This window comes from Pirellulales bacterium (genome assembly GCA_035546535.1).
Taxonomy (GTDB): Bacteria; Planctomycetota; Planctomycetia; order Pirellulales; family JACPPG01; genus JACPPG01.
The window spans coordinates 1-19,160 of the sequence record DASZWQ010000145.1 but is presented as its reverse complement, the minus strand read 5'-3'; the positions used below and the strand labels follow the sequence as shown (position 1 = coordinate 19,160).

General features: G+C 63.0%; 17 protein-coding genes. 7 read left to right on the top strand and 10 right to left on the bottom strand.

Annotated features, from left to right (window positions below):
• Window positions 1-137: 137 nt before the first annotated feature.
• The 4 genes from VHD36_17415 to VHD36_17400 all read right to left on the bottom strand — a co-directional run bounded on the left by VHD36_17415 (window position 138) and on the right by VHD36_17400 (window position 2,660).
• Complete coding sequence (locus tag VHD36_17415) at window positions 138-425, bottom strand: acylphosphatase (GenBank protein HVU89107.1); 288 nt, start codon at window positions 423-425, stop codon at window positions 138-140.
• Window positions 426-621: 196 nt separating this feature from the next.
• Window positions 622-1,998, bottom strand: a complete 1,377-nt coding sequence (locus VHD36_17410; GenBank protein ID HVU89106.1) for an aspartate aminotransferase family protein — start codon at window positions 1,996-1,998, stop codon at window positions 622-624.
• 256 nt (window positions 1,999-2,254) lie between these two features.
• Complete coding sequence (locus VHD36_17405; GenBank protein HVU89105.1) at window positions 2,255-2,398, bottom strand: hypothetical protein; 144 nt, start codon at window positions 2,396-2,398, stop codon at window positions 2,255-2,257.
• A 40-nt stretch (window positions 2,399-2,438) separates the two neighbouring features.
• Entirely contained in the window at window positions 2,439-2,660 is a 222-nt protein-coding gene (locus VHD36_17400; protein ID HVU89104.1) for a hypothetical protein, read from the bottom strand.
• 241 nt (window positions 2,661-2,901) lie between these two features.
• Between VHD36_17400 and VHD36_17395 the strand changes: the two genes are divergently transcribed.
• Window positions 2,902-4,320, top strand: a complete 1,419-nt coding sequence (locus VHD36_17395) for a hypothetical protein (GenBank protein ID HVU89103.1) — start codon at window positions 2,902-2,904, stop codon at window positions 4,318-4,320.
• Window positions 4,321-4,447: 127 nt separating this feature from the next.
• On the opposite strand, the gene VHD36_17390 is transcribed toward VHD36_17395, so the two are convergent.
• Complete coding sequence (locus VHD36_17390; GenBank protein HVU89102.1) at window positions 4,448-5,617, bottom strand: TIM barrel protein; 1,170 nt, start codon at window positions 5,615-5,617, stop codon at window positions 4,448-4,450.
• A 281-nt stretch (window positions 5,618-5,898) separates the two neighbouring features.
• The gene (locus VHD36_17385) at window positions 5,899-6,777 is read right to left on the bottom strand and encodes an alpha/beta hydrolase (protein ID HVU89101.1); all 879 of its coding nucleotides are present in this window, start codon (window positions 6,775-6,777) and stop codon (window positions 5,899-5,901) included.
• A 73-nt stretch (window positions 6,778-6,850) separates the two neighbouring features.
• Here VHD36_17385 and VHD36_17380 point away from each other — a divergent pair, with 73 nt between their 5' ends.
• From VHD36_17380 to VHD36_17370, 3 genes are all read left to right on the top strand, one after another.
• On the top strand, window positions 6,851-7,042 hold the full coding sequence (locus VHD36_17380) for a hypothetical protein (GenBank protein ID HVU89100.1): 192 nt from the start codon (window positions 6,851-6,853) through the stop codon (window positions 7,040-7,042).
• A gap of 185 nt (window positions 7,043-7,227) precedes the next feature.
• A complete protein-coding gene (locus VHD36_17375; GenBank protein ID HVU89099.1) occupies window positions 7,228-8,004 on the top strand; it encodes a Bax inhibitor-1/YccA family protein in 777 nt (258 codons plus the stop codon).
• A 402-nt stretch (window positions 8,005-8,406) separates the two neighbouring features.
• Window positions 8,407-9,432 carry a hypothetical protein gene (locus VHD36_17370; protein HVU89098.1) on the top strand — a complete coding sequence of 342 codons (1,026 nt, stop codon included), beginning with the start codon at window positions 8,407-8,409 and terminating at the stop codon, window positions 9,430-9,432.
• 117 nt (window positions 9,433-9,549) lie between these two features.
• Here VHD36_17370 and argJ read toward each other — a convergent pair whose 3' ends face one another.
• From argJ to VHD36_17355, 3 genes are all read right to left on the bottom strand, one after another.
• Window positions 9,550-10,740, bottom strand: a complete 1,191-nt coding sequence (gene argJ, locus VHD36_17365; GenBank protein HVU89097.1) for a bifunctional glutamate N-acetyltransferase/amino-acid acetyltransferase ArgJ — start codon at window positions 10,738-10,740, stop codon at window positions 9,550-9,552.
• A 49-nt stretch (window positions 10,741-10,789) separates the two neighbouring features.
• Window positions 10,790-11,797: an N-acetyl-gamma-glutamyl-phosphate reductase gene (argC, locus tag VHD36_17360; protein ID HVU89096.1), complete on the bottom strand. Its 1,008-nt coding sequence runs from the start codon at window positions 11,795-11,797 to the stop codon at window positions 10,790-10,792.
• A 324-nt stretch (window positions 11,798-12,121) separates the two neighbouring features.
• Window positions 12,122-13,657, bottom strand: coding sequence for a deoxyribodipyrimidine photolyase (locus VHD36_17355; GenBank protein ID HVU89095.1), 1,536 nt, complete (start codon window positions 13,655-13,657; stop codon window positions 12,122-12,124).
• Between the two features lie 204 nt (window positions 13,658-13,861).
• Between VHD36_17355 and ilvD the strand changes: the two genes are divergently transcribed.
• Both ilvD and VHD36_17345 read left to right on the top strand, forming a co-directional pair.
• Entirely contained in the window at window positions 13,862-15,541 is a 1,680-nt protein-coding gene (gene ilvD, locus VHD36_17350; protein ID HVU89094.1) for a dihydroxy-acid dehydratase, read from the top strand.
• 226 nt (window positions 15,542-15,767) lie between these two features.
• Window positions 15,768-16,700, top strand: coding sequence for a hypothetical protein (locus VHD36_17345; protein HVU89093.1), 933 nt, complete (start codon window positions 15,768-15,770; stop codon window positions 16,698-16,700).
• Here VHD36_17345 and VHD36_17340 read toward each other — a convergent pair.
• The gene (locus VHD36_17340) at window positions 16,673-17,473 is read right to left on the bottom strand and encodes an RNA methyltransferase (GenBank protein HVU89092.1); all 801 of its coding nucleotides are present in this window, start codon (window positions 17,471-17,473) and stop codon (window positions 16,673-16,675) included. The genes VHD36_17345 and VHD36_17340 overlap by 28 nt on opposite strands.
• A 275-nt stretch (window positions 17,474-17,748) precedes the next feature.
• On the opposite strand from VHD36_17340, the gene VHD36_17335 reads away from it, so the two are divergent.
• Window positions 17,749-19,023: a metallophosphoesterase family protein gene (locus VHD36_17335; GenBank protein HVU89091.1), complete on the top strand. Its 1,275-nt coding sequence runs from the start codon at window positions 17,749-17,751 to the stop codon at window positions 19,021-19,023.
• Window positions 19,024-19,160 lie beyond the last annotated feature (137 nt).

Here is a 19,160-nt window from a genome sequence, read left to right as displayed (position 1 = left end):
TATGCTGGGCACCTTGCGACGATGCAGCCTCCGCGAACAAGTTTCCTCATGGGGACTCGGCGGCCAAGGTAGCCGAAAAGTCCTCGACCTCCTGGAAAACACGGCCGCTCTGGCGGCCTAAACTGCGAAACTCGAACTCAGTGTCGCACGGAAAAGTTCGCAAACTCGCCGGTCGCGGCTCCCGTTTCCTGGTCCTGCCCGTGGATGTTGTCGGCCATTTCGGCCGTCACCGCGGCGAGAAAGCGATCGATTTCGGCCTTTTCCCCCTCGACCACCAGCCGCACGCGGCCATCGGGCAGGTTCTGCACATAGCCAGTCACGCGAAATCGCGCGGCGATATGGCGCGCCGTATAGCGGAAACCAACCCCCTGCACGCGACCGTGAAACAGCACGTCTCGCCGGACGTGATCGTCAGACGCCGCCAATGCCGTGATGCCTCCCGAACATGCTTCCTGACGCTCGCCGCGCCCCGAGCAGCGCCGGCGGGTCGTGGACAAAACCCCAGTATAAATAGGCCACCCCAGGGCCGCCAGCGGCGACCGGGCACGGACGCACGGGACCCGGCATGCTTATCCGCCCGTGGCGGAAAAGCATGGCACGCCGGCTGGCGACGGTGCCGCATCAACCCAGGACGGCCTTGATCGATTCGCCCAGGATTTCCACCATGCGGTCAATCGTGGCTTCGCTGGTCGTGAAGGCCGGCGCCAGGTTGTAGACATCGCCACGCAGGCGGGTGAACATCCCGCGCTCTTGCGTCGCGGCGTGGACGCGCGGCCCGACCTTGTCGGCGGCCGGAAACTCGGCCTTGGTTGCCTTGTCGGCGACTAACTCCACGCCAGCCATCAGCCCCAGGCCGCGCACATCGCCCACGTGCGGGTGCGATTTGAGTGTCTCGAGCCCAGCAAGCAACCGGCGCCCCAGCGCGGCGGCGCGCTCGACCAGACCCTCACGCTCGATGATGTCGAGATTCGCCAGCGCCACGGCGCAACCGACCGGATGCGCCGAATACGTGAACGCGTGCATCCAAGTCATTTCGTCCGGCGCTGTGTCGATCACTTCGGCGATCCGCTGATTGATACCGATACCGCCGAGCGGGAAGTAGCCGCTGGTGATCGCCTTGGCGAACGAGAAAATATCGGGCTCGATGCCGTAGCGCGACAGGCCGAACCAGTGCCCCGTGCGACCAAAGCCCGTGATCACTTCATCGGCCAAGAGCAGCACGTCGTACTTGTCGCAAATGGCACGGATGCGCGGCCAGTAGTCATCCTGCGGAACGATCACACCGCCCGCGCCTTGCACCGGTTCGCCCAAAAAAGCGGCCACGGTGTCGGGCCCTTCGCGCTGGATCGCCATCTCCAATAAATCCGCGGCCATTTGTCCCGGCGTGCGCGGATCGTTGGCTGCCGTTCCGGCCGGCGGTTGAAAGCGATAAGGGTAAGGGCTCGCAATGTGCAAGAAGCCGGGCACGAGCGGAGCAAACATGGGCCAGTACGACGCGATACCGGTCGCCGACATGGCGGCCATCGTCGTGCCGTGATAGCCCCACTGCCGGCCGATGATTTTGATTTTCTCGGGCTTGCCCTGCATGCGCCAGTAATAGCGCGCGGTTTTGAAGGCCGATTCGTTCGACTCCGCGCCGCCGGAGGTGAAGAAAAACCGCTTGATGCTCTTGTAGCACAGCCCGGCGATCCGCTCGGCCAGCTCAATGGCCGGCCGATTGGTGCTGCCGGCATAAGCCGTCGCGAAGGCGAGCCGTTTCATCTGGCCGGCGGCGGCATCGGCCAGCTCGGCGCGGCCATGCCCGACGACGACATTCCACAGCCCAGCCAGAGCGTCGATGAATTCACGGCCCGACTGATCGACGAGAAACGATCCACGTCCCTCGACCCACTCGTGCGCCTGCTTTTGCGCGGCAGGTCGCTGCAGCGGGTGAATCAAATGCTGTTGATCGCGTTTCAGATCGTCGGCGGCAGTTTTGGTAGTGGAAGGGGCAGACATGGCGGCGCGCTCGTGGGCTGGAATGACAAAACCGTCATTCTAGCGAGCGTCACACGAGCGTACCAAGGCGGTACACCCGGCGCATAGCATCTACCCTGGGCCCAGCGAAGAAAGTCGGCTGACGGGGCAGCACGGCTCGCTCACCCGCGAGGCGCCGCATTCAGGATCGGTGCGGCTGCCTCACGGGCGCGTTGTCGAGCGGGCTCGGTGTCGCGTGCCGGGAGGGGACGCGGCGCCGAGTCGGGCATGCGAATTGTCAGTCGGTCATCTCGCGAGCGCCACGGGCGCGCACGGTCACACGGCTGATGATGCCGCGCTCGGGCGCATCCTGAAAGCGCTTGTCAGCGCGCAAGCTGTGCCTGGCGATTTGCACAACGTGCGCGAGCGTGCGAGACTGCATGTCGCGAGACCATACGTCGGGCGCGGATACGCCTGGCGTATTAGCCTTGCGGGCCGGGCGCAACGTAGGTTGCGGGCGGCGGGGGAGCCACGACCGTCGCAGCCGGAGCCGCCATGTACGGATCGGCCGAGTAGGTCGCTTGCGGCGTACCGCAGGGGGGCGGCGAGCTTTGGCAGGAGCCACCACGGTTGAACCAGTGGAAGCAACCACTCGAGCTGGCCAGTACAGCCGCTGCGGCCGTCAAAACAAGTAGCCTCTTCATGAATCGCACCTCCAATAGAAACTGCACATCACGGCGAGGCAGTGGGTCGAACAACTCTACCCCACTCTACGTGATGTGCAAACGCAACGTGTTGATTTTTTGCGCGATAAACGTTGCAGATTCCGCACACGACTGGAGAAAACGTCGCGCGCCGTACGAAACGTATTCTGCCGCGCGCAGGATCGGGAAAGCTGAGGAGCTTTCGGCAAGGACGCTCATCGGTGCGCGGGGGCTTAAGTGCTTGCGCTTTGCCACTCGTATCCCGACATTCCTGTTCGACAAGGTCTGCCTGCCGGTGTCCTGCCTCTTGCTTCGTAGCGCCCGACGTTGCGCACGCGCCGGCTTCGTCGCCGGCGCACTGGCCATCGCTTGCTGCACGTCTGCGGCCCGCGCTAGCGATCGCGCGGAAAGCTCGACGGGGCCGGCGATCACGATCGGGCGTGATTCGCCCGCTGACGATACGTCCGACGCGGCACGAAACGATGCGGTTCCGGACGATGATTCTCTGCTCGCCGCCGCCGGAATCGCCAGCGGCAATGTGCTGCAATTTGCCGCCCTGTCGGCGATGGATCTGGATCGCCTCGCCGATGCCAGGTTCGATAGCGAAGTTGATTTGGGCCCGCCGCGGCCGGCCGCATCGATCGAAACGGGCGCCCTGGATATGGCCGGCGACGAGTTGCTCGCCGATGGCGAATCGGTTCCAGCCGCTCAAGAAACCGGGTTAGAAATCAAGAGCACAAGCGCTTTAGAAAGTTTCGCGGACGCCGACGGCGCAGGACATGAACTGTGGGTCGTCAGCACGCGCAACCTGCCAAGCGCCCCCTGCGGCTGCTCGCCCGAGTTTACGCCGGGTGTCGAGCGCTTCATCTGTGGCCACGGCTGGACGCGTTCGAGCCTGGAAGAATTCGTGGCCACAGACGTTCCGGGCCGGACCACCGCCGTCCTGGTTCACGGCAATGACACCGATCCGGCCGAGGCCGAGTCGCGCGGGCGGGAATTCTATCGCGAGCTGGTCGCGGGACGCTGCCCTACCCCGCCGACGCGGTTGGTCGTCTGGTCGTGGCCCAGCGAGAAAGTCATCTGTTCGTACCGCAAAGACGCGCAGCTCAAGGCCTGCCGCACGAATATCGAGGGCTATTACCTGGCGTCGTTCATCGATCATCTGCCCGCCGAAACTCCTCTGACCCTCGGCGGATATAGCTACGGCGCGCGGGTTGTCACCGGCGGCCTGCACCTGTTGGGCGGCGGTACGCTCGAAGGACGAGAGCTCGCCGAGCGGCAGCATCCCGATCGGCATGCCACGAACGCGCTGTTGATCGGCGCCGCGATGGCCAACAACTGGCTACTGCCGGGCATGCGTCACGAGCACGCCATTTCGCAGGTCGAACGCCTGGTGATCATGTACAACCCGAAGGATTTCGTGCTGCACTTCTACCCGCGACTGTGGGGTGGGCGGCGCGGGCCGGAAGCTTTGGGCGCGACCGGCCTGGCGGCACCCGGGCGCTTGGGTGCGGAGCGTGCCAAGGTCTACCAGGTGAACGTACAGCCGCAGATGAATCGCCGGCACGGTTGGGACTACGTGTCCTCGTCGCCGGCGATCATGTCGCGCGTGCGGCGCGAATTATTGACGCTGCCGGGCGTCGGCGAGATCTCGCAATAGAAAAATGCGCTGTCGGAGACGGCTCGCGTTACCCTCCCCTGGCCCCTCCCTGGCAGGGAGGGGAATTAAAAAGCGCGCGAAGCGCTCGCAGTAGCGCGAAGTATGAAAAGTCACAGGCGAAAGACGCCTACGCCTTCAATTGCTCGTCGTGCTTCATGAAGCTCGGCGGCTGATCGGCGCGATGCACGTTGGCCAGCGCCTGCTTCGCGCCGGCGTGTTGCTCGACGTCGTTATCTTCCCACTCGATCGAGACGGCGCCGCTGAAACCGGCGCGATTGAGCTCGACGAACAGGGGCTCGGTCGTCGCGGCGTCGCGCGCCGTGCCGGCGGTGACAAAGTTCCAGCCGTTTTCCTTGTCCCCCATCGGGCGATGTCCGCCCAAGCGGCCGTTGCGCGTGTAGCCGTTGATGACCTGCACCCCTTTGATGTGGGCACAATGGATACGGTCGCCGTATTCGCGGATGAAATGAATGCCCGACACGCCCTGCCATTCCATGTGCGAGCAATCGAAGTTGAACCCGGCCGCGTTGGCGAAGCCGGCAGCGTCGACGGCCTTCAGGTATTCGCCAGCGCTCGTGATATCCCCCATCGCCCGCTCGCTGGGATGGCATTCCAGGTCGTAGGTCGTGCCGTATTTCTGGCAAGCCTGGAAGACCGGCGCGAAACGCTCGACCAGCAGTTCCAAGCTGACCTTGTAGACGTCCGGAATCGGGTGGCCGCCCAGCGACGACGGCAGCGGCGGGAACAAAAACCAATGCGACCAGCAATGCGCAGGCGAACCGACAAAGCCGGACACCGGAATGACGCGATCCTGCAACTTGCCGACAAAGTGCGCGAGTCGCACCATGTTCACCAGCGCCGTCGTCGCCTGGCGGTGGGCGATCTCGCCGACCTCGGGCGGGACGTAAAACGGATCGGTGCGCGGCGGGTTGTTGCCGGCCTTGCGCCAGCGGCTGTACGCTTCGACCGCCTCGCCGCCCAGAAACTGCAACGTCTTCGCGGACGGCTCGTCCCCCAGGGCCTGTCCTTGCAGATGGCCGGCGATCGAAAAGATTTCCAGCCCGCGCTTTTTGGCCGCCGCCACGCGCTCTTCCGCGTATTTCTTGGCGCCGGCGTCATCGCCGCAGCGATCGAGCGCCAGCTCCCAACTGGCCTCTTCCCAGCCGTCGAAACCAGTGGCAGCGATCCAATCGAGCCATTTCTCCTCGGGCACGTTGCCGAACTGGCCACGAACCAGGCCGATCTGGTGATACGAATGCTTGCCCGGGCGATGCTGCTTGGTTTGCTGGTGACCCACGGTCGTTAGCCTCTGGCGAAGGTGTGCGATACTCTCCAAGCGGAGCATCTTACGATGCGCGCGGGCGGATTGCAAAAGGGGGTAGGTTGTCGTCCGTCACATATGAGCAACAGGTTTCGCTGCGAGATATGATGTAGCAATGAAACCTGGCAGCGATTGGATCGTACTGCTCTGCATTTGCGGTACTCCCGTGTTCGTTGCCGTTGTCGGAGTTCCCGCCTACATAGTGGCTGTTCGCCTAATGAGCTATTTCATTGGCGAACCGCCATGATTGCGCGTTCCTACTTCTTCAGCAAACCCTGCCCGTCGAGCCACGCACCAAAAGTTTCGATCCAGTGATCGCTGGGCAGCTTTTGCGTCTTCATGCCGAAGCCGTGGCCTCCCTTGGCGTACATGTGCAGCTCGGCCGATTTCTTGGCCGCCAGCCATTTGCTGTAGAGCTCGACGCTGTCGTCGGCCAGACCCAAGGGATCGTTCGAGGCAGCCAGCGCAAACAGGGGCGGCGCATCCTGCGGCACCGGCGCTTCGCCGATCACGCCCAGGTAGGCGTAGATCGGCGCCACGAAGTCGGGTCGGCTCTCGGCGGTGTAATTCAGCGCGACAAACGAGGTCACGGATCCACCGGCCGAGAAACCCATGACGCCGATACGCTTTGGATTAACGTGCAGCTCTTCGGCATGATCGCGCACGTACTTCACGGCCGCGATGCCGTCGGCCGCCGCCAAGGGGAAGTGGCTGCGCATGTCCTCTTGGACCTTGTCGCGATTCTTGCCGATCATTTCCACAACGCCGTCCTTGCCCGTCGGCACCAGGCGGTACTTCAGCACCAGCCCGGTGACGCCCCGTTCGTTCAACCACCTGGCGACGTCGACGCCTTCGCTGTTGATCGACAGTGCGTGAAACCCGCCGCCCGGGCAGATAATCACGGCGGTGCCATTGCCCTCTTCTTTCGTCGTAGGCGCATATACCGTCAGCGTCGGCTTGACGACGTTCGTTACGACCTGCGTGTTGAAGATCGGCGAAAAGTAGTCCTGCTCTTCGTGCGTCCAATTCTCCGAGCCGGGGGCCGCGCCCTGATAGAGCGGAATGACCGTTTGGGCTGGCGCTTGTTGCGTCGCGGTGAGAAGCAATCCGAGCAGAACAAGGAAGATTCTTTTCATGGCCGAGTGCCTTCCAATGAGGGAGTTCGTTCGCAGGGCCTTTTATTCTAGCCATGCATGCTAAGCTGTAGATATGCCCGAGATCGATGCGGAAGCCGCCGGCATTTTGATCGAAAATGGCGTCGACGTACCGACGGCCCTGGCCGGTTCGCTCGTCGAGGAAGCACCGGGGCCCACGCCGCCCTCGCATCGCTCGAAACTCGCCTTCTGGCTGGCATTCGTTGCCGGCCTGGTCGCCGCCGCCGCATGGCGCGGCCTTTTCTAGAAGGGAATCGTTCAGACCACCTTCGGCGCACCGACAGGCGAGCTGTCCGTGCCACCGATGTGCCACGCCGCCCGGTGGAAACCGCCCTTTTTGCCGCGCGCGCCGGCAATGACGTATATTGTGATAATTCCTCGGAAGCCAACTTCACTTTCGATTTTCCCGTGGGGGTGAAAACGATGTCCCTGATGCGTACCAGCAATCCGGCGCTGAACGCCAGCGTGTTTCAGATTCATGACGCCAGCGTCTCGACGACGATGACGCTGCAAGGCACCGCCATCAAGGCGGCCATCCTGCTGGCCATCGTCGTCGCGGGCGCCAGCTTCACCTGGTTCCAAACGATGCAAGGCTTTGCCGCCGCCGACGTGGCTGTGGGGCAAGTCGCCAACGTGCCGCCCGTCGTTTACACGTACGGCATGATCGGCATGATCGCGGGCCTGATCCTGGCGATGATCACGATCTTCAAGCCCGCCGTGTCCCCCTACACATCACCGCTGTACGCCCTGGCCGAGGGCGTGTTTCTGGGTGGCGTCTCGGCCGGTTTCGAATACGTCTACCCGGGCGTCGTGCCGCAAGCCGTGGCACTGACCTTCGGTACATTGGCCACGCTGCTCACGGCCTACGCGACGGGCATCATTCGCCCGACCGAAAACTTCAAGCTCGGCATCGTGGCGGCCACGGGTGGCATCTGCCTCTTCTACCTGGCCACGATGGTGCTCGGCTTCTTTGGCGTACACATTCCGCTCGTCAACCAATCGGGCTGGGTGGGCATCGGCTTTTCGCTGTTCGTCGTCGTGATCGCGGCGCTCAACCTGGTGCTCGACTTCGATTTCATCGAGACCGGCGTCACCCGCGGCGCCCCCAAGTACATGGAGTGGTACGGCGCGTTCGGATTGCTGGTCACCCTGGTGTGGCTGTACCTGGAAATTCTGCGGCTGCTGGTGAAAATGCGGAACCGCGACTAGTTTCCGGCAGACGCGCTAGCAACTGTTCCTGAACATGCCGGAGATACGCACCAAACGCCCACGGTCACCCGGCCGTGGGCGTTTTCGTTTTCGCTCGCAACGCGACGCTGGTGGCGGCCGTTCCCTGGGTGGCACGGACAGCTCGCCAGTCCGTGCGCCGCAGGCGCTCCGGCTCCGTTTCAGCGCCCGTTCTTTATCAGCCACGGTCGGAGAACGCTATGCGCGTGCGGCGCCCTGACAACAAGTTGTCAGGGCCACCCAATCGCCTGCAACCAACCACCGCAACCGCCGAGTTTCGCCGCGTGCTAGCAGCCCCCTCAAAGGCATGCCAGATTCTCTGGCCTTCGCGACAGGCAAAAGCCGAATAACCGTAAGGGCCGCGATGCGGCCGCGGATATCTCGGTGTTGACGGCCGGCCTGATGGTCTGGCTCTCGAAAATCGAGACTCCGGCAGTTCCTGAAGGGGGGGACTTCGTGGACGAACATCAGACGATGGCGATGCCGGACCGCGCGCACGCTCGGATTCGCCGGCCCCGCAAACCGCGCCGCCACGGTTGGCGCTCGTGGGCGGGACTCTTGGTGACACTCACTTTCGCCGCGGCCCTGGGAGCTGCGCCACGCGCGGCGTGCGCGGCCAAGCCCGAAGTCGCCAGCACCTCGCGCTCGGCGCGGGAAGATGCCGTACGCGTCATTCCCATGGACAAGTTGACCGACGATGGCCGGCAAAAAGTCGCCTCGGTCATGTCGCAGGTTTCGATCTTTCGCCGGCTGCCGACACAAGTCATTGCCTGCGATCCGAACCTGTACTTGTTCCTGATCGAGCATCCCGACCTGGTCGTGAACATGTGGGAGGTGATGGACGTCAGCGATATGCGCCTCGAGAAAACCGGCGAAGACACCTACCGCGCCAACGACGGCGTCGGAACCGCCGGACATGTCGAGTACCTGTATCGCAGCTATGACACCCACGTCATGTACGCCGACGGCTCGTACAGCGGCCCGCTGTTCATCAATCCCGTACACGGCAAATGCCTGCTCGTGTTGAAGACCGGTTACGTGCGCGAAACCGACGACAAGTATTACATCACGTGCCGGCTCGACGCGTTCATTCAACTGCAGAACGTGGGCCTGGAATTCGTCGCCAAGACGTTCCAGCCGCTGGTGGGCAAAACGGCCGACCACAATTTCCGCGAGACGGCCGCCTTTATGTCGATGGTTTCGCGCAGCGCCGAACGCGATCCTCGCGTCGTCCAGAACCTGGCCGCGAAGCTCACCAAGGTGCCCGAAGAAGATCGCGACCAACTGTGCAATCTGGCCAAGGAGATTTCTCTGGCAGCCATGGAACGGGACAGCCTGAGCGTCAACACCCAAAGCGCGCCATCCAGCCAGCGGCGCACCGTAATGCGTCCGTCGAGCAGCGGCCGGTAAGGCGTTTCGCCGGTCGCCAGCGCTAGAAACCAATACCCCCTGTAGCCGGCGGGCTCGCCCGCCGCTTCTTCGTTTCCGCGGGTCGCCGAAACTCGGCTGCGAAAAGCATCGCCACGTTCAGGTCGTGTAATCCGCGTTCAGCCGCACGTACTCGGCCGTCAGGTCCGTCGTCCAGAAGCGCACCTTCGCCGAACCCTCGCTGAACGATAGTTGCATGGTCACGTCGCGGTTCTCGCGCATCGATTTCGACACCGCAGCTCGATCGAACTCCGTGGGCTGGCCGGCCTTGTAAAGCGGCACGCCGTTGACGCGCAGGCTAACTCCCTCGGGCCGGAACGGCACGCCCGCGTAGCCGGCCGCCGAGACGATGCGTCCCCAGTTGGGATCCGCGCCCGCGACGGCTGTTTTCACGAGCAGACTTTCCGCGACGGTCTTTGCGATCTGCCGGGCCGCATCGCGCGAAGCACAGCCGTCGACCTCGACCGTGATCAGGTGCGTGGCCCCTTCGCCGTCGATTGGAATCGCCTTGGCCAGATCGATCGCGACTTCCTCCAGGGCCTTGCCAAACGCGGCGAGCGCCTCGCCCGAGAGCGGCTCGTCGCCGGCGGCGCCGTTGGCCAAGAGCAGCACGGTGTCGTTGGTGCTCATATGACCGTCGACGCTGATGCAGTTGAAGCTGTCTTCCACGGCGGCGTTGAGCAGATTCTGCGCGTCGGCAGGCCGCAGCGCCGCGTCGGTCATGATCACGCCCAGCATCGTGGCCATGCGCGGGCCGATCATCGCGGCCCCCTTGGCCATGCCGGTGAGCTGAATCGTGCGATCGCCAATTTTAATGCGGCGGCCGGCCAGCTTGTGTGTCGTATCGGTCGTCAACATGCCCGTGGCGGCCGCCACCAGCGATTTCTCATCATCGGCGATTTTTCCTGCGGCGTCGCGGATGCCGGCCGTGACTTTATCCATCGGCAGGAACACGCCGATCACGCCCGTCGACAGCACGAGCACCTGGTCGGCTTGCGCGCCGCACGTCTCGCCCGCCAGGGCGGCCATCCGCGCCGCGTCCGAGGCGCCACGCTCACCGGTGCAGGCGTTGGCATTGCCCGAGTTGACGACGACCGCGCGAATCCGATCGCTGGGCGTGTGCTTGCGGTCCCACGTCACGGGCGCGGCGCACACCAGGTTCTGCGTGTACACACCCGCGGCGACGGCGGGCAATTGCGAGACGATGAGCGACAGGTCGGTTTTCTGCGAGGCCTTGATGCCGCAGGCAACCCCGGCCATGCGAAAACCTCGTGGTACGGCGATAGACATTTCGTTTGCTTCCTGCGCGTCGAAGATTACTTTCAATCGATTTGGATTCTTATAGCGCTGTCGTTTCGGGATAGCCGTACAACAGATTGAAGTTCTGCACGGCAGCCCCCGCGGCTCCCTTGATCAAATTGTCGAGCACGCTGATCGTGATCACGCGACCGCGCACCAGGCGCGCCGTGACATCGCAATAGTTGGTGTCGGTCGTGTCCTTGGTGGCCGGCAAATGCTCGACCACGCGAACGAATGGCTCCTTCGCGTAAAACTCGCGCAGCGTGTCGAGCAAGTTCGCCTCGGTCACGCCCGGCTTCGGCCTGGAATAGGCGGTGGTGAGAATGCCGCGGTCCATGGGAATCAGATGCGGCGTGAAGATGACCTCGAGCGGCTTGCCGCAGGCCGTCGACAGGATCTGTTCGATCTCGGGCGTATGCCGGTGCTTTCCGACGCCGTAGGCCGCCACGCTTTCGTTGCACTCGGCGAACAGCGACCCCAACTTCAGCGTCCGGCCCGCGCCCGACACGCCGCTTTTCGAATCGATGACGATATCGCCCGTCTCGATCACGCCGGCCTTCAAGAGCGGCGCCAAGGCCAGGATGGCGCTCGTCGGGTAGCAGCCTGGGTTGGCGATCAGCTTCGCCTTGACGATGTCGCTCCGAAACAACTCGGGCAGGCCGTACACGGCATCGGCCAGCCGCCCCGGATCGTGGTGTTTTTCGCCATACCACTTGGCGTAAACGTCGGCGTCTCGCAGACGATAGTCGGCGCTGAAATCGACCACCTTGACGCCGCCGGCCAAGAGCTGGGGCACGAGCGCCGAGGTGACGCCGTGCGGCAGGCAGCTAAATACGCATTCCGCCCGCTCGGCCACGGCTGCCGGCGACAAGTCCTCGAGCGGCAATTCCAAACGCTTGGTGAGCGACGGGTGTGTTTGCGAGATCGGCGGGTTGCCTTCCTGCCGGCTCGTGACGGCCGTAATTTCCGCATCTGGGTGCCGCAACAAAAGCTTGATCAATTCCAGCGCCGAATAGCCCGTGGCGCCGAGAATGGCAACGCGTGTCATCGATGTAGGGCCTGTCGTTCAGAGAATAAGGGATGCGTCATACACTAATTGCGGGATCGCTGGACGGAGACTACAGAACGCTGTCTCGCCAAATGATCGACAGAGAGGTAGCGCCGAGGCGACCGCTCGAACGACTTCGACAAAGAAGCCGCTAGCGCCTGGCCCGATCGCGGCGCCTGCGGCCACGCAAGGGGGGCCCGGCCGAAGCCCACTCGGGCGCCGGCAGTATATCGGCCACGTTACCGGACCGCCAAGAGGATCGCCGCGGCGCAGGGATTCCCTGCGGCAAGTGTGACAACGGGCGGCGTTGGTAGGCGGGAAGAGTCATTTCCGCTTGGACAGCCGGTGCACGTGCGTGGTTCGCGCTGTCCCGTCCGATTCTTCTGTGTCCCGCTCCGGAGCGTACTTCTCCAGGTAGGGCTTGACGTCGAACTTGCGGGCTGTGTTGTCCGAACTCATGTAGCGCACGGTGCCGAAAATCGGCCGCTCGGGGCCCCACGCACGATCGAAACGCCCCAGGATCCAAAAGATGCCCGAATACGAATTCGGATCGCGCCCGTCGAGGGCGTACTTGTTATTCAGCTTAACCATCGTCGCCAGTGCCTCTTCCGGCGTTTCGGACCACTCAAGAATCTTCTTGCCCCACAGCATGCGCACGTAATTGTGCATCTGTCCCTCGACAACGAGTTGCCGCTGGGCGGCGTTCCAGAGCCGGTCGTGCGTTCGCGCCGTTTCGAATTCCATATCCGAATAAATGGTCCGGCGCCGATCGCGGCGGTGCTTCGCCAATGTCTTTTTCGCCCAGTCGGGCAGCGAGTCGTACCGATCGTAGTCTTCGCGAAAGGTGCAGAAGTTGTAGCCCAGCTCGCGCCACGTGATGAGTTGATCGAGAAACGCCTCGGCCGCGTCACTCATTCCCCACCAACCGGGGCGCTTGCCTGTCGCGAGGCCAGGTAGCGATTCTGCCAACCAAGCTTCTTGCTCAGCCAGGCGATGAAACACCTCGTGGGACGAAACATGGCCAAAGTGCAGATACGGCGACAGCCCACTCGTGGCATGCGCGGCGGGCTCGTTGCGCCGCTCGGGATAATCGGCCAGAAGCTTTCGCAGAAAATGGCTGGTCAAGCGCTCGGCCGCCACGCCCCCTCCGTCCTGCGAAGCCGGCCCCACCGCGTGGTCGATCGGCAATTGGCGCAACGCCGCTTCCTTCGCCGCTAACAGATCGGCGCTGGCCTTCGGCCAATTGCGTGTCATCGACGCGGCAAGCTGATGTGGCGCCGGCAACTTGACGCCTGCGAACGGATCAGCGCGCGGAACATGCGGCAAATGTTCAGGCAGCACGCGCTGCAAGAATCGGCGAAAAGCGTACGCTGTCGGAAAGTCGTTCTCGGCGGCACGCAATGGCAGCAGCCCGCACGAATCGACGACCTCGCACCGCACCTTCAGGCGGCCGGCGGCCGCATTCACCATGCGCGGCAGAAAGAAACAAGGAAATTCATCGGTCACGACCAGGCACGCGTCGTCCGCCAGCCGCTCGAGCAGTCCGTGACCGGCGCCCTGCTTCGGCTCGACATAGGGATAGTACAGAACCGGCCGCCGGGCGAGCGCCTGTTGGTTGTCGGCCATCCCCTGCAAGACAAAACGATGGAGGCGGTCGCTGGCCCACGGGTAGCCCACGCGCAACGCTTCGAGAATCACGAGCGGCTTTTTCAGCTCACGCGCATGATCGACGGCACGATCGAGCGCAAAATTCCAGTTCACCCGCCGATTGGCGATCATCCAGTACAGGACATAATCGCCGCGTGCGTTGATCGTCTGGCCGTTCGCCTGCCGGATTCGAATCGCTGGAACGCTGTGCATGGAACCTGTCGTTTGGCTGTTGCGCGAGCCTTTGACGGCCCCGCAGGGTCTAGCATAAGCCTGTGCATCCTGGGCCACTGGACACCTGCACACACAGCAGGCAAGATTGTCCGAATCGAACAATCCCGCGACCAAAGAATACGACCAACCCCGGGCCCAGCCGCCGCCGCAACGCCGCCCCCGCCCCGCAAGGAGAACCGTGAGATGACCCGGCCGCTTAACAAGTTCAGCTCCCGCATTACCCAGCCCCGCAGCCAGGGAGCCAGCCAGGCCATGCTGTACGGGACCGGCATGACCGAGGCCGACATGCAGAAAGCCCAGGTCGGCATCGCTAGCGTCTGGTACGAGGGGAACACGTGCAATATGCACCTGAACCAACTGGCCGCCCGCGTCAAAGAAGGGGTCGTGGCCGCGGGCTTGGTCGGCATGCGTTTCAACACGATCGGCGTAAGCGACGGCATCTCGATGGGCACCGAGGGGATGTCCTACTCGCTGCAATCGCGTGACCTGATCGCCGATTCGATCGAAACCGTGATGGGCGCGCAGTGGTACGACGCCCTGATCACGCTGCCGGGCTGCGACAAGAACATGCCCGGTTGCTTGATGGCGATGGGACGCGTGAATCGTCCGGCGCTGATGGTCTATGGCGGCACGATTCGGGCTGGCCACTGGCACAACGAGGCGCTCGACATCGTCTCGGCCTTTCAGTGCTATGGACAGTACCTGAGTGGCTCGATCGATGACGCCAATCGGCAGCAAATCGTGCGGCATGCCTGCCCCGGCGCCGGCGCCTGCGGCGGCATGTACACCGCCAACACCATGGCCTCGGCGATCGAGGCCCTGGGCATGAGCCTGCCCTACAGCTCATCGATTCCGGCCGAGGATCCCGCAAAGCTGGATGAATGTTTTCGCGCTGGCGCCGCCGCCCGATTGCTCTTGGAGCGCGATCTCAAGCCGCGCGACATCATGACCCGCAAGGCGTTCGAAAACGCCATGGTGGTCGTCATGGCGCTCGGCGGATCGACCAACGCCGTGCTGCACCTGATCGCCATGGCGCGGGCCGTGGACGTTCCGCTGTCGATCGATGATTTCCAGAACGTCAGCAATCGCGTGCCGTACATTGCCGACCTCAAGCCGAGCGGCCGCTTCGTGCAGGAAGATCTGCACGCCGTCGGTGGCACCCCGGCGGTCATGAAGTACTTGCTCGAGAAGGGGCTGATGGACGGCGACTGCATGACCGTCACGGGAAAAACATTGGGCGAGAATCTCAGCCAACTGCCAGGCTTGAAATCAGGCCAGGAGATCGTGCAGACTCTAGAGAAACCAATCAAGAAAACCGGTCACATCCAGATTCTGCGCGGCAACCTCGCGCCTGACGGCGCGGTCGCCAAGATCACTGGCAAGGAGGGGCAGAGATTCACCGGCCCCGCCAAGGTCTACGACGGCGAAGAAGACATGTTGCACGCCCTGGAGCGGAAAGAAATCAACAAGGGGGACGTCATTGTGATCCGCTTCGAAGGTCCCAAGGGAGGGCCGGGCATGCCGGAAATGTTGACTCCCACGTCGGCCATCATGGGAGCCGGGCTGGGGAAGGACGTGGCGCTGATTACCGACGGCCGCTTCTCCGGCGGATCGCACGGCTTCATCGTCGGTCACGTCACGCCCGAGGCGCAGGTGGGCGGCCCGATCGGTCTGTTGCGCAACGGCGACCGGATCACGCTCGACGCCGAGAATAACGCGATCACCGTCGATCTCGACGAAAAGGAGCTGGCCGCCCGGCGCGCGGCCTGGAAAGCCCCCGCCTACAAGGCCACGCGCGGCACGCTTTATAAGTACATAAAGAATGTGAAAAGCGCGAGTGAAGGATGCGTGACCGACGAGTAGCGAGTGACATGTCGCTGCCGTCATTGAGCACAAAATCGCAGAGAGTTTGCAGAGTTCCTGAGAAAGAGAAATTCAAGAATTTTGTTGACCCGACATTTTGTCCCTATAGAATGGGGGGCGTCCGCAGAGCCAGATCGATTCGGAGGGACGCCCGAAAGGGAACATTAAAGGCGAAAGACGCTCGCGTACGTTGGCTGATTCCTCGCTGCCGCTGAAGGAGACGCTAATGAAGACCGATCGTGCGTTTGTCCGGGGCAAGAACTTCCGATTCGCCGGTGTCATTCGTCTCGCCGGCCGCATTTTTCTCGCCATGCTGCTCGTGGCATTCAGCGCTTCGCTTTCCTACGCGTATCCACTCGGGCCCGAATTGCCCGACGACGGGATGTACGCTGCCGATATACCGCTTCCTTCACTTCCCAACGTTGGCCAATGGGTGGAGCAGTTCCCAGGTGATCTCACCGGACAATTACCCAGCATGAGCGCCGGTGATCCGGCGAGCGATCCATTCGACAACCCGTCGGATCTGGCCGGAGGGGGCAGTCCGGGCGATAGTAACTGGCTAGTCCCTTACGACGGTACGCACACCAACGAGACCTATCTGGGCGATCCCTTGGCAACCGGCTCTGGTTCGGTGCATGTCGGACTCGACCTGGGTGCGGTTGACAGTGCGAATTGGCTTTCCGATATGCCGTCGAGTCAGTATTACGCTGATTCGTCGGGTTCGCCACTCGTTCAACTGCCGGCGATAGGTTTCCAACCTTCGCCGCCAACAAGCCCCGGTGGAGCATTCCACTACCTGATCGTCCACCTGAACGCGTTTGTGAGTGGCGGGCCAACGGTCGGAGAGTGGTTCGAACTTCCCTACCATGCTCCCGTCCCGCAGCTAACGCTCACGGCAGGGCAGCAGGGAATCTCGTTGTCCGACGTAAAGTTCTTCACCAGCGACACGCAAATCCCGCTGGACCAATTGAATACGACAGACTACCCGCCCTCGGGCGCGCCTTTCTCGTCTCTGCCTCAGTACGATGGCTCAATGATCAACGGTGGCGGGAATATGACAATCACGCTGCCCGAGCCCGGTTCGTTGGCACTTTGCCTGGCTGGTGGAACGTTGATGGCACTTGCGTCGGCTTATCGCCGCTGCCGCAAGGCTTCGTAAAACAAAACGGCGGCCGTGGCCGACAGGTTCAAGCTGTCGGCCGCTCCGCGCATTGGCAAACGCACAGCAGTTACGTCGGCGCTGCGCCAGCGATCGGTGAGTCCGACCGCTTCACTCCCCAAGACGATCGCCGTCGGACGTGTGTAATCCACGTCGGTGTAATCGCTCGCCGCGTCGACGCGCGCCGCAACGATTTGCAGCCGCTGCCGGCGCAGGTAGGCAAGCGTTTCTTCGGCTGAAGCAGCCGCCACCGGCAACGTAAACACGGTGCCCAGGCTGGCGCGAATCGTGTTGGGATTGAACAGATCGGTGACGCCGTCGGCGGCGATCACTGCCGACAGCCCGGCGGCATCGGCGCTACGTAGCACGGCCCCCAGGTTACCTGGTTTTTCGGCAGCTTCGACGACCGCCACAAGCGGATTTTCCGGTAGCCGCAGCGCGTCGAGCGTGGCTCGCGGTGTTTCCGCCACGGCGACGAGGCCCGCCGCTCGTTCACCGTACGCCACGCGCGCAAATACGTGCGCCGCGACCGGAATCACGGCAACGCCAACAGCTTCGAGCGAGGCGAGCACTTGCCTCGCATCATCGTCGGCGGCTTCCGGCAAGCAGTAAAACGCCTCGAGCAGCTTGACGTTTGCTTCGAGCGCCCGGCGAATTTCGCGCGCGCCATCAATCAGGATGCGGCCTCGGCGAGCGCGCTCACGCCGCTCGCGCAGCTGCGCGGCTGCCTGCACGCGGGGGTTGCGAACGCTGGTGATCGTTGCTTCGCTCAAGGAGATTGCTTTCCCCGGACCATTGATGGTGCCCGCCATCAATATAATCTACGGGCCAACGGGCAAAGGCGCCCATGTATCGGTCCCTCTGCGACAGCGGGCGCGGCGCCGGCCAGTAGTGGGCGGATGTCGCACACCCCGGCATGTTAGAGTTACATGAAGGGCCGCCCGGCACAACGAAGAGCACCTCGACGCGCCCCGGCGCTTCGGTTTATAGTCTTGTGAAACCGACGGGCCGCCGAAAACGTCACGCCCCTTGTCACGAGGTTTGAATCATGCCGCAATTCGATCGACGCCGCTTTTTGCAGACCGGGTCGCTGCTCTTGGCCGGCGGATATGCTCGCACCCTGTGGGGCGATGAGGTCACGGCTGCCCCGGCATTCGCCGAGAAGCCCACCTTCGAGCCGACCGCGCTCTTCCTGACCTGGCAGCGCGATCCGACGACCACCATGACGATTCAATGGATTGGCGACGAGCGGCAAGCGGCCGAACATCCGATCTGGTACGCGCCGGCCGGCAGCAAAGAGTGGCGCAAGCGGGCTGGCGTGACCAAGCCCTATCCGCTGACGGACAAAAAGATCGTCCGCACCGAGCTCGAGGGCCTGTCGCCCGACACCGAATACACGTTCCGTGTGGGACTCGATTCGGCGGAGCAGCGTTTCCGCACCATGCCCTCCAAGGCAACGAACACGATCCACTTCGTATCGGGCGGCGACGCCGGCATCGGCGCCCACCCGGTGCAAACCAATAAGCTCGCGGCGGCCCAAGCTCCGCAGTTCGTCGTCATCGGCGGTGACCTGGCCTACGAAAACGGCAAGGACGCCAACGTCTTCCTCGAATTCCTCAAGAACTACTCGCGCGACGTACGCGACAAGGACCGTTTGATTCCGATGCTGGGCTGCATCGGCAATCACGAAGTCGATGGCGGTTACGAAAAGACGCGCAAAGAGGCGCCCTTCTTCTATTCGATTTTTGACGGGCTGTTTCCCGAAACCGGCTATGCGTGCCTGGATTTCGGCGACTACATGTCGCTCGTCTTGCTCGATACGAACCACACCACGCCGATCGAAGGCGCACAGACCGATTGGCTGGCCAAAACGTTGAAAGAACGCGAAGAATGCCCGACCGTGTTTGCGTTCAATCACGTGCCGGCTTACCCATCGTTCCGCCCGCCCGGATTGATCATTCCCGGCGGTGATAAAGGGACCGGCACTGGCAACCGCGAGCACTGGGTGCCGCTGTTCGAGCGCTACAACGTGGACGCGGTATTCGAGCACCATGACCACACGTTCAAGCGCACGCATCCCCTCCTGGGCGGCCACACGAACAAAAACGGCATCGTCTACCTGGGGGACGGTTCCTGGGGCAAGATTCGCAAGCCGGCGAAACCCGACGCCCGGCCGTATCTTGCCGTGACCGACGAGGCGTACCATCTGTCGGTGCATCGCATCGAAGGGGAAGACCGCTTCCATGTGGCCCTGTCGGATACAGGACGCGTCGTCGACGTGTGCGCCACGAAGAAGCGGCCGCGAAACGGCAACCGGGCTTAGCAGCCTGTTGAAGAACTCAACGGGCTGCGACATCGCAGGGATGCGATGGCAAAATATCGACGTAAGTCGTTATTTTGCGAGTCGTGCGAAGCTTTGCTTCGCACTTGGCGAGGTTGAAAAAAGCCACGAGGGCTTTT

Bases quoted from the DNA above. Each gene is read 5' to 3' on its own strand.
- ilvD (HVU89094.1), top strand. From the start codon at position 13,862: ATGACCCGGCCGCTTAACAAGTTCAGCTCCCGCATTACCCAGCCCCGC.
- VHD36_17335 (HVU89091.1), top strand. From the start codon at position 17,749: ATGCCGCAATTCGATCGACGCCGCTTTTTGCAGACCGGGTCGCTGCTC.
- VHD36_17375 (HVU89099.1), top strand. From the start codon at position 7,228: ATGCGTACCAGCAATCCGGCGCTGAACGCCAGCGTGTTTCAGATTCAT.
- VHD36_17405 (HVU89105.1), bottom strand. From the start codon at position 2,398: ATGCAGTCTCGCACGCTCGCGCACGTTGTGCAAATCGCCAGGCACAGC.
- VHD36_17380 (HVU89100.1), top strand. From the start codon at position 6,851: ATGCCCGAGATCGATGCGGAAGCCGCCGGCATTTTGATCGAAAATGGC.
- VHD36_17355 (HVU89095.1), bottom strand. From the start codon at position 13,657: ATGCACAGCGTTCCAGCGATTCGAATCCGGCAGGCGAACGGCCAGACG.
- VHD36_17410 (HVU89106.1), bottom strand. From the start codon at position 1,998: ATGTCTGCCCCTTCCACTACCAAAACTGCCGCCGACGATCTGAAACGC.
- VHD36_17385 (HVU89101.1), bottom strand. From the start codon at position 6,777: ATGAAAAGAATCTTCCTTGTTCTGCTCGGATTGCTTCTCACCGCGACG.
- VHD36_17400 (HVU89104.1), bottom strand. From the start codon at position 2,660: ATGAAGAGGCTACTTGTTTTGACGGCCGCAGCGGCTGTACTGGCCAGC.
- argJ (HVU89097.1), bottom strand. From the start codon at position 10,740: ATGTCTATCGCCGTACCACGAGGTTTTCGCATGGCCGGGGTTGCCTGC.
- argC (HVU89096.1), bottom strand. From the start codon at position 11,797: ATGACACGCGTTGCCATTCTCGGCGCCACGGGCTATTCGGCGCTGGAA.
- VHD36_17345 (HVU89093.1), top strand. From the start codon at position 15,768: ATGAAGACCGATCGTGCGTTTGTCCGGGGCAAGAACTTCCGATTCGCC.